The organism is Micromonospora sp. CPCC 205546, assembly GCF_036902715.1.
GTDB lineage: Bacteria > Actinomycetota > Actinomycetes > Mycobacteriales > Micromonosporaceae > Micromonospora.
Genome location: NZ_JBAKHL010000117.1, coordinates 1 through 9,616 on the forward strand (window position 1 = coordinate 1; position 9,616 = coordinate 9,616).

At 75.5% G+C, this 9,616-nt stretch carries 9 protein-coding genes; 6 read left to right on the forward strand and 3 right to left on the reverse strand.

The genetic code is table 11. The features are described 5' to 3' along the window. Window positions 1–33 precede the first annotated feature (33 nt). Window positions 34–1,890, reverse strand: a complete 1,857-nt coding sequence (locus tag V6U77_RS28810) for a hypothetical protein (protein WP_442934535.1) — start codon at window positions 1,888–1,890, stop codon at window positions 34–36. Between the two features lie 106 nt (window positions 1,891–1,996). Between V6U77_RS28810 and V6U77_RS28815 the strand changes: the two genes are divergently transcribed. Both V6U77_RS28815 and V6U77_RS28820 read left to right on the forward strand, forming a co-directional pair. Next, on the forward strand, window positions 1,997–3,298 hold the full coding sequence (locus V6U77_RS28815) for a PQQ-binding-like beta-propeller repeat protein (protein ID WP_334609900.1): 1,302 nt from the start codon (window positions 1,997–1,999) through the stop codon (window positions 3,296–3,298). Next, entirely contained in the window at window positions 3,295–4,590 is a 1,296-nt protein-coding gene (locus tag V6U77_RS28820; RefSeq protein ID WP_334609901.1) for an outer membrane protein assembly factor BamB family protein, read from the forward strand. Before V6U77_RS28815 ends, V6U77_RS28820 begins: the two co-directional genes overlap by 4 nt. A 28-nt stretch (window positions 4,591–4,618) precedes the next feature. Here V6U77_RS28820 and V6U77_RS28825 read toward each other — a convergent pair whose 3' ends face one another. Further along, window positions 4,619–5,827, reverse strand: coding sequence for a peptidase C39 family protein (locus V6U77_RS28825; protein ID WP_334609902.1), 1,209 nt, complete (start codon window positions 5,825–5,827; stop codon window positions 4,619–4,621). A gap of 139 nt (window positions 5,828–5,966) precedes the next feature. Here V6U77_RS28825 and V6U77_RS28830 point away from each other — a divergent pair, with 139 nt between their 5' ends. The 4 genes from V6U77_RS28830 (at window position 5,967) to V6U77_RS28845 (ending at window position 8,695) form a co-directional block, all read left to right on the forward strand. Beyond that, window positions 5,967–6,635, forward strand: coding sequence for a response regulator transcription factor (locus V6U77_RS28830; RefSeq protein WP_334609903.1), 669 nt, complete (start codon window positions 5,967–5,969; stop codon window positions 6,633–6,635). A gap of 133 nt (window positions 6,636–6,768) precedes the next feature. After that, on the forward strand, window positions 6,769–7,938 hold the full coding sequence (locus V6U77_RS28835) for a sensor histidine kinase (protein ID WP_334609907.1): 1,170 nt from the start codon (window positions 6,769–6,771) through the stop codon (window positions 7,936–7,938). A gap of 185 nt (window positions 7,939–8,123) precedes the next feature. After that, window positions 8,124–8,312, forward strand: a complete 189-nt coding sequence (locus V6U77_RS28840; RefSeq protein ID WP_334609904.1) for a hypothetical protein — start codon at window positions 8,124–8,126, stop codon at window positions 8,310–8,312. Beyond that, window positions 8,309–8,695: a VOC family protein gene (locus V6U77_RS28845; RefSeq protein WP_334609905.1), complete on the forward strand. Its 387-nt coding sequence runs from the start codon at window positions 8,309–8,311 to the stop codon at window positions 8,693–8,695. The genes V6U77_RS28840 and V6U77_RS28845 overlap by 4 nt, the downstream gene beginning before the upstream one ends. Before the next feature lie 55 nt (window positions 8,696–8,750). Here V6U77_RS28845 and V6U77_RS28850 read toward each other — a convergent pair whose 3' ends face one another. After that, window positions 8,751–9,557: a hypothetical protein gene (locus tag V6U77_RS28850; protein WP_334609908.1), complete on the reverse strand. Its 807-nt coding sequence runs from the start codon at window positions 9,555–9,557 to the stop codon at window positions 8,751–8,753. Between the last annotated feature and the right edge of the window lie 59 nt (window positions 9,558–9,616).

Genomic DNA, 9,616 nt, shown 5'->3' on the forward strand with positions numbered 1-9,616 from the left:
CCGACTTGCCCGCTCGTGGACTGAGCCGGTTCGTCAGCCCACCAGCGGGCGGACGTCCCACAGCCACACGTCGTCGACGCGCTGGGGCGGGCCGATCAGCGCGGTCATCAGCTCCCGCAGGACCGCCTCGCGGGGATGCGCGCCGAGGACGACCACGGACGCCCGCCAGAAGCGCAGGTCCTCGACCGCCTGGCGGCGGTTCTCGTCGGTCAGCGCGGGGACCGCGTTGGAGTCCATCGTGGAGTAGACCAGGGTGCTGGTCGGCCGGTTCGGCGCGCCGAAGACGCCCTCACCCAGCTCGTTCGGCCCGATGAAGTAGCCGCCGGGGATCGGGAACGCGTGCTGCGTCAGCGCGCTCCAGCGCAGCGTGGGCAGGCCGTGCACGTTGCTCGGGATCGGCACCGGCACCAGGGTCCGGCCCTGCGGCACGTACGGGCGCCAGCCGCCGGCGGTGATGAAGTGCGGCGGCGGGTCGACGGGCTGCGCCGGCAGCGGGCGCGGGAACAGCGGCAGCACGGCGAGCGCGACGGCCGCGTACCCGACCGGGCGCAGCCAGCGTCGGCGCGGCCCGGCGGCGTCGGTGGTGTCGTCGTCGCCGGCGCGGGGGGCCGGCACCGGCGGGCGGCCGTTGCCGGCGACCGCGTCCCAGGCGAGGGCGAGCAGCACGCCGAGCGCCGCCGCCACCACCAGGGCCAGCCGGGTCGGCATCATCATCTCGACCAGCGGCAGGTCGTCGGAGATGTAGGCCCACGGGCCGTCCGTCTCCGTCTCCACCCCGTTGAGGCGCACCTTCGGGCCGATCGAGGCCACCGCGAAGACCACCACCAGGACCGTGAGGATCCGGGCGGTGAGCGAGCGGCGGACCAGCAGCACCAGCGCCACCACCGACAGCAGCACCAGCGGCCAGCCGAACCAGGTGTTCTGCTCGGTCAGCCCGATGGTCTTCTCCACCGCCTCGTCGCCGGCCACCGTGTCCCGGGCGAAGGTGACGAAGGCGGCCAGGTCCTCGCCCCAGCTGTGGAACACCCCGCCCTGCAACCCCCGGTAGGACTGCGGGCCGTTGAACTGGAACCAGATCGGGTAGGCCGTCAGCAGCAGCGCCAACCCGCCGCCCACGCCGAGCGCGGCGGCGAAGGTGCCGGCCACCGCCCGCGTCCGCGCCGGCCGCATGAGCGCGTACGCGACCACGGCGACCAGGCAGGCCAGCGCGGTGAGCAGCAGCATCTCCTCGTTGATGAAGATCTGGTACGCCACCAGCAGGCCGAGCACGATGCCGTTGCGTCGCCACCGGCCGGGCTCTCCGAGCCGGAACACCCGCACCACGATCAGCGGCAGCAGGAAGTTCGACACGAAGTTGGGCTGGCCGTTGGCGTGGTGCACGATGCCCGGCGCGAAGCCGAGGAACGCGCCGCCGACGAAGGCCGCCGCGCGGGAGCGCACCAGGTGCCGCGACAGCATCCAGTACGACGTGCCGGCGGTCGCGGCCAGCGCGCCGCCCAGGTAGAGGGCGTACATGACCTGCGGACCGAGGAGCATGGTCAGCGGCGCGAGCGGCAGCGTCACCCCGAGCAGCGAGGTGTTCGCCATCATGTTCACCCCGTCCGGGGCGTTCTGCCGCTCGGTGAACAGCGGGTTCTCCAGGTGCCGCACCGAGTACGCGCCGTGCGAGAAGAGCCACTCGAACCAGCTGTGGTCGGTGGGCAGGTGCGACGACACCCGGTTCTGCACGTCCGCCCAGTAGTTCAGGCACACGAGAACACCGAGCAGGACATAGGCTCCGATGGCCAGTACGTCGGCGCGGGAGGGCCTGCGCCGGGTTCGGCGCGTCGGCTCGGCCGCGACGGGCTCGGAGACGGAGTTCAGCGAGGGGTCTACCACCGGCACAGCCACGACGCGCCATCGTACAGGCGCTTCGGCGTCGCTTTTGCCGGGCCGGTGCCCCCACGGCCGTTTTGCCGGTCCGCCGGAGGGCACGGTGTGACGGGGAGGACGGCACGTGACGGTCATCGACCTCGGCGAGCGGCGGGACCCGGGGGCGTCGACAGCCCCCGCTCCGGGCCGGTCCCTCCGCCGCTGGGCTCCGGCCCTGGTCGCCCTGCTCTGCCTGGTGGCGCCGGCCGCCGCCGCGCCGTGGCCCACACAGCCGCCGGCCGTCACGGTTGCGGCCGCCCCGGACGCGAGCGTCCTGCCCGTCGACGGGGTGCTCCTGGTGGTCGACCCGCCGGCCCCCGACGCGGTGCCCGACGGGGACCCCGTGCCGCGACTGGCCGCCCACCGGCTGCCCTCCGGCCGTCCCCTGTGGCGGGTGCCGATGCCCGCGCCGGGTCGGGTGTTCCAGGCCGTGCGGGTCGGCGACCTGCTGGCGGTCGGCCTGGCCGGGGACCGGACGGCGCCGCAGGTGGTCGGGCTCTCCCTCGGCGACGGCGGGGTGCGCTGGCGGGCCGAGGGGCAGTTGGGCGGCGCCACGCCGGCCGGGCGCCTGCTGGTGTGGGGCTTCAACGGGGCGGGCGCCTCCGTGCTGCGGTCGGTGGACCCCGCGGGCGGCGCCGTCCGGTGGTCGCAGCCGCTGGCCTTCGAGGACGCGCTCCTGTCACGGCGGGACCAGCGGGTGCGCCTGCTGACGGTGCTCACCGGCGGGCGGCTGGAGGTGCGCGACCCCGACACGGGCGCGGTGCGCGCCGCGGCGGCCGTGTCCGGTCGCTCCCGGGTGCTGACGATCACGGAGGAGCTGGTGCTGCTCACCGACGACAGCGGCGCCCTCAGTGGCTACGAGATCCCCGCCCTGCGCCGGCGGTGGAGCGTGCCCCGCGGTCCGGCCGACCAGCCGGACGTCTTCGACTGCGGCGTCCTGATCTGCGTCGACGACGGGTCGCCCGCCATCCGGCTGCTCGATCCCGCCACCGGCATCGTGCGGTGGCAGACCGGGAACGCGACGCTGGGACCGGTCGCCGTCGAGGGCCGGCTGCTGGCCGTCCGGCGCTCCTCGGGCGGTGCCGCCGAGCACGTCCTGCTCGACGCCGCGACCGGTCGGCCGGTGCGGCAACTGGGCCGCTGGCGGACCGGCGCCCCGGGGATGCCCTCGACCGACGGGACGACCGTGTACCGCCGGCAGCGCGACGGGCGGTACCTGGTCGGCCGGATCGACGAGCGCGGGGAGGGCGTGCGGGTGCTGGCGGCGCTGCGTGGCGTGGTGGGGGAGTGCGGCGCGCACGGGTCGTCCGTCGTCTGCCGGCACGAGGGCGGCGGGATCGGAGTCTGGGAGCTGCCCGGCGACCGGGACCGGAAGGGACGTCGGTGACCCTGATCGACCTCGGCGAGCTGCGCGACGAGCCGGGCCGGGAGGCGCCGCCACCCCGGCCGCCCCGTGCCGTCGGCCGCCCGCTGCGGGTCGCGCTGGCGTTCGCGTTCCTCCTGGCCACCGTGGCGGCGGCCGCGCCGGTGCCGGTCCGGGCCGCGTACGTCGTGCCGGCCCGCCTCGGCGCGGAGGTGTTCCTGGGCGACGGCCGGTTCTACGTCGTCGAACCAGTCGAGGGGGAGCCCCAGGGGACCGTCGAGGTGCGCGCGTACGCCCTGCCCGGGTGGGCGCCGGCCGACACCGCCCCGCCGACCCCGCTCTGGCGCACCCGGGTCGTGGCGACCGGCCGGTTCTGGCAGGTCGAGACCGGGCCGGGAACCGTGCTGTTCTCGATGGCCGGGGAACGGGACAACGGGCAGACGGTCGCCCTCGACGCCGGGACCGGGCGCGAGCGCTGGCGGCAGCCCGGCCACCCCTGGTTCGACCCGGGCGGGATCCTGCTGTTGCACAGCAGTGGGGAGCAGGGCGGGTTCGTGCGGTCGGTGGACCCGGCCTCGGGCCGGGCGCTCTGGTCGGTGCCGACGACGGGCGAGGGCGCGACGTACGCCGTCCGCGACGGAGCGGTCGAGCGGATCGTGCTGACCCCCGCGAAGGGGCGGGTGGAGGTGCGCGATCCCCGCTCCGGGGCGGTGGTGCACGCGGCGGACCTGCGCCTGGGCGAGCTGCCGGGCAACTGGCACACGGTGGTGGCGCACGACCTGCTGCTGGTCGTGCGGCCCGCGGTGGGCATGGTGACCGCATACGGGATGGACGGGCTGCGGCGGCGGTGGGAGGCGCGCCTGCCGCAGCTGGACCACGTCGACGAGTGCGGCGAGCTGCTGTGCGGGTCCCAGGGGATCGACAGGCTGAACGCGTTCGACCCGGCCACCGGCGCGCTCCGGTGGACCGGGGATCGGTGGTTCGGGGTGCTGTCGGCACGGGGCGGGCGGCTTCTGGCGATCATGCCCGGTGGCGGCGGTGAGCGGTTGGGCGTGCTCGACGCGGCGACCGGTCGGGAGGTCGCCGACCTCGGCGTCTGGCAGCCGATGCCCTGGTACGCCGACGACCGCCTGATCACCGTGCGGCCGGCCGTCGCCGGCGGTGGGCTGGTGGTGGCCGAGCTGGACGTCGCCGGGGGTCGGGTCCGGGTGCTGGACGTGCTCCGCGACGCCTCCGGGGACTGCCGCAGCCACGCGGACGCGGTGACGTGCCGGCTGCGTACCGGCGAGTTCGGTGTCTGGCGTTACCGCGGCTGAGCCCGCCGCCCGACGGCCGCCGCCGGGGTCACCAGTTGGGCTGCTCCGGCGCCGGGGGCAGCGGCACGCCGGGCGGTCGCAGCACGTACGCCACCCCGCCGCTGCCCTGCCAGGCGGCCTCGAACCGGTCCCGGTCGACGATCCGGCGCACCGCGTCGTCGTCCGGGGCGTACGGGTCGTTGAGCACCGGCGCGCCGGCCTCGGTGAAGCCGACCAGCACCATGAGGTGTCCGGCGGTGTCGTAGTCCAGCCCGGGCACCTGGCCGGCGGCGAAGGCGGCCGAGACGATCAGCGGGATGCCGGCGGCCACGAACGCCTCGGCCTCGGTCAGCGACCGCAGCCGGGTGACGAAGGCGTCCACGCCGTGCAGGCCCGCGTACGCGGTGTTGAACGGCCAGTTGCCGGCCCCGGCGTAGGAGTGGTCGTAGCAGTGCCGCGCGGCGTGCACCACCACCGGGCGGGGGCCGGCCGGAGTCACCCAGGCGTACCGGTCCGGGGCCGGGGCGGCGTCGAAGAAGGCCAGCACCATCGAGGTGCAGGTGGGGCTGCACCAGGAGTCCCCGCCGCCGCCCCACTGCGGGTGGCTGGCGGCGTGCAGTCGCTGCGAGTAGCGCGGCACGTCCAGCACGGTGCCCCAACCGGGCGGCGGCGGGGTGTCCCGCGCGGTCGGCCGGGACGGCTCGACCGGCGCCGTCGGGCGGGGACCGGACGCGACCGCCCCGACGGCGCGCAGCACCGGGCTGTCGGCGGCGTCCTCCGGCCGGAGCAGGGTCACCCGTACCTGCCAGCCGGTGACCGTCGCACCGGTCACCACCAGGGTGTCCGTGTCCACCCGGGCGTCGGCGTCACGTTGGCCGGGCACCGACGTGCGGCGGATCGCGCGGTCGTCGGCCGCCCAGTCGGCGAGGACGTACCACCCGGTGGCCGGGGCGTCGTCGTGCCACCCCCGCAGCTCCACCCGCAGCCAGCAGTCGCCGGGGGTGTCCCCGGTCCAGGAGGGCACCACGTCGCGTACGGCGAAGCCGACCGGCACGGGCGGGGACGTCCAGCTGCCGGCGGCGTACCGGCGGGTGCGGCCGTCGGCGCCGGTGTGGTCGAGCCGGTCGACCGGGTCGGCCAGTTCGAGGCCCCGCCCGCCCGCGCGCAGCCCGGACAGGCTGCCCAGCCCGGCATCGCCGGGGAGGCGGAAGCCCCGGTAGGTGACGTCCCGCCGGGTCGTCGGCGCCGCGTCGATCATCCGTCTTCCCGTCCGTCGTGGAGGTCGATGCCGAGAGCATCGCGTACGACGAAGGTTTTCTGCAACGGGGCACGGGCGGGACGGCCGGTTTGGTGCCCGGCGCTAGGTTGTCAGTGGTCAGGGGCGCGAGGAGGCCGGGATGCGGATACTGGTGGTCGAGGACGAGCGCAACCTCGCCGACGCGATCGCGCGGGGGCTGCGCAAGCGCGGCATGGCGGTGGACGTCGCCTACGACGGCGACAGCGGCCACGAGATGGCGTTCGTCACCCGGTACGACGTGGTGGTGCTGGACCGGGACCTGCCCGGCGTGCACGGCGACCAGATCTGCGCCGAGCTGGCCGCCTCCGGCACCCTCACCCGGGTGCTGATGCTGACCGCCAGCGGCACCGTCGCCGACCGGGTGGAGGGCTTGCAGCTCGGCGCCGACGACTACCTGCCGAAGCCGTTCGCCTTCGACGAGCTGGTCGCCCGGGTGCAGGCGCTCGGCCGCCGGGCCACCCCGGCCGCGCCGCCGGTGCTCGAACTCGCCGACCTGGTCCTCGACCCGGCCCGCCGGGTGGCCACCCGGGGCGGCCAGCCGGTCGACCTGACCAACAAGGAGTTCGGCGTGCTCTGCGAGCTGCTCAAGGCGCGCGGCGCGGTGGTCTCCAGCGAGGAGCTGCTGGAACGGGTCTGGGACGCCAACACCGACCCGTTCACCACGATCGTCCGGGTCACCGTGATGACGTTGCGCAAGAAGCTCGGCGACCCGCCGCTGATCGAGACGGTGGTCGGTGCGGGCTACCGCACGGCGGAGGCGTCAGCGTGAGCGCGAGGAGTGAGCCGGTCTTGCGAGCCCCGCGGTCGCGAACGAAGGTGGCGCTGTGAGCGCGAGGAGTGAGCCGGTTCTGCGAGCCCCGCGGTCGCGGACGAAGGCCGGCGCCGCGAGCCGGCGGGCCAGGCTGCGGCCCACGTTGCGGCTGCGGCTGACCCTGCTCAACGGTGTGCTGCTGGTCGGCGCGGGCGCGATCCTGGTGCTGCTGGCCTGGCTGCTGGTGCGTGACGCGCTGCGGCCGACCGACGAGCTGCTTCCCGGCACCACGGTGGTGCTGGCCGACGGCCGGTCGCTGGACGCCGCGCAGTGGCAGCACCAACTGGTCGACGCCGCCAGCAGCGAGCTGCTGGCGAAGGGCCTGGTGGCGCTGCTGGCGATCAGCGTGGTCGGGGTGGCGGGCGCGTACGCGGTCGCGGGCCGGGCGCTGCGCCCGCTGCACCAGGTCACCGCCACCGCCCGCCGGCTCGGTGAGACCACGCTGGACCAGCGCATCGGCTACTCGGGCGCCGACGACGAGGTGGCCGAGCTGGCGGGGACCTTCGACGAGATGCTGGACCGCATCGCCGCCGCGTTCGAGGCGCAGAAGCGCTTCGTGGCCAACGCCTCGCACGAGCTGCGGACCCCCCTCGCGGTGATGCGCACCGAGATCGACGTGACGCTCAGCGACGACGAGGCGGACGCCGCCGAGTACCGCCGGATGGCCACCGTGGTCCGGGACGCCTCCGAGCGGGCCAACGGGCTGGTCGACGCCCTGCTGGTGCTCGCCCGCAGTGAGGCCCAGGCGGGCCGCCGACTGGGCCGGCGCACCGAGTGCGACCTCGCCGCCGGCACCGTCAACGCCCTGTCGGCGGTACGCCGGGAGGTCGAGCGGATCAAGCTGCGGGTGCAGACCTCGCTGGAGTCGGCGCCGGTCGTCGGCGATCCCGGGCTGCTGGACCGGCTGGCCGGCAACCTGATCGAGAACGCGATCCGCTACAACCACCTGCACGGCCGGGTCTGGGTGCGTACCGGCTCGGACGGGTGCCGGTCGTGGCTGGTGGTGGGCAACACCGGCTTCGAGGTGGACCAGGCCGACGTGCCCGGCCTGTTCGAGCCGTTTCGCCGCGGCGGCCGGGAGCGCACCGGCGCGCGCGGCTCGGGCCTCGGGCTCTCCATCGTCCGGGCGGTCTGCGACGCGCACGGCGGCACCGTGAAGGTGATCGCCCAGCCGGGGGGCGGGTTGGAGGTCACGGTGACCCTGCCGGCGGCGGAGGCCGCCCCGGCGATCGGCGCGGTGGAGCCGGCCGCCCGGCGGTGACGGGCCGACCGGGGGACGGCGACCCGGGCGGGGGTTGCGGCTCGCGCCGGCCCGATGGAAGGATCACGGCGTCAGCTCGAGGACCGGAGGGGGGTGCGTCGATGTCCACCGTCACCATCTCCGCGCCCCGTCTCGCCGGCTGACCCTCACGCACGCGGGGCGCCTCATCCCCAGCGGAGGAACCCGTGTATCCACGGATCCACGACATCAGTTTCGACTGTCCCGACACCCGGGCCCTCGCCGGCTCGTGGCCGGCGGTGCTCGGCCACGTCCGGCGCGCCGACGGCACGGGACGGCTGCTGCTGCCGCCTGACGGCGCCGCCCCGCACGCGGCGCAGCGGCCGGGTACGACCCACGAGGAGGTGCGCCCGTGAGCGCACGGATCCACAACGTCAGCATCGACTGCCGCGACACGTACGCGCTGTCCGGCTTCTGGGGGCAGGTCTTCGGCTGCTCCCGCCAGCCGGACGACTTGCCCGGCGACCCGGAGGCGATGCTGCTGCCGCCGGGTGGCCCGGAGGTGCTCTTCCTGGCGGTGCCCGAGGGCAAGGAGGTGAAGAACCGCCTCCACCTCGACCTGGAGCCCGCGGACCGCACCCGGGACGAGGAGGTGGCGCGCCTGCTGGCCATCGGGGCCACCCAGGTCGCCGACCGGCGCCGCGCCGACGGCTCGGGCTGGGTGGTGCTCGCCGACCCGGAGGGCAACGAGTTCTGCGTGCTGCGCAGCGCCGCCGAACGGGCCGCCGCAACGGGCTGACGCGAAAAGGGGCCCGTCCACCGTCAGTGGACGGGCCCCCGCGCAGGCGTACGGGTCAGTATTTCTGCTCGATCTGCCCGCGGATGGTGACGAACTCCGCCGCCGTGGCCGCCGACGAGGAGAAGAACATCACGATGAGCCCGACGCTGCCGTGGTCGGCCCACGCGCAGACGCCCAGCGGCACGCCGGCGGACTCGCCGTCGCCGCACTTGGCCAGGCCGCCCAGCGGTCCCGGGGCGATGGTGGTCAGGCGCTTGACGGCCAGGTCCTTCGAGATGCCCTTGACCGCGTCGTCGAGCTCCCCTTCCGGGTTGAGCACGAAGGTGCTGGCGGCGATCACCATGACCATGTCCCGCTTGTCGGCGCTGCCGTAGAAGGCGCCCACGACGCCGGTCGAACCCCGTACCGAGGAGCGCAGCTCGCGGACCATGTCGTCGGCGGCCTTGCGCAGGGCCAGCTCGGTGCTCTTCGGGCGGCCCCCGAGGGTCTCCGGCGTGACGACCCTGATCTGGGGGGCGGTGCTCGGCTCCGGGGACGGGGGGGCTTCGGACGACGGGGCGGCGCTCGGCGCGGCGCTCGTCGCCGCCACGGTCGGCGACGCGGTCGGGGTGGGCCGGGGGTCGGTGCCCTGGTCACCCTCGTAGGCGAGGTAGGCGATGCCACCTCCGCCGAGGCAGAGCACCAGCAGCCCGACGAGGCCCAGGGTCAGCACCAGCTGGTGGGACCTCCCCGGCTGGCCTCCGCCGGGATGCGCCGGCGGGTAGCCCGCGTACGGGCTGGTGGGGAATCCGGCCTGCGGGGTGACGGGATATCCGCCGTAGTGCTGGGTGGGGTAGGGCTGGGCGGACGCAGGGCCGGGCAGCGGCGCGGTGGGCCACCCGCCGCCGGGCGGGGGCTGGCCGCCGGGCGGCGGGTTGCCGG

Coding starts and splice junctions, on each gene's coding strand:
- V6U77_RS28825 (WP_334609902.1), bottom strand. CDS start 5,827: ATGATCGACGCGGCGCCGACGACCCGGCGGGACGTCACCTACCGGGGC.
- V6U77_RS28830 (WP_334609903.1), top strand. CDS start 5,967: ATGCGGATACTGGTGGTCGAGGACGAGCGCAACCTCGCCGACGCGATC.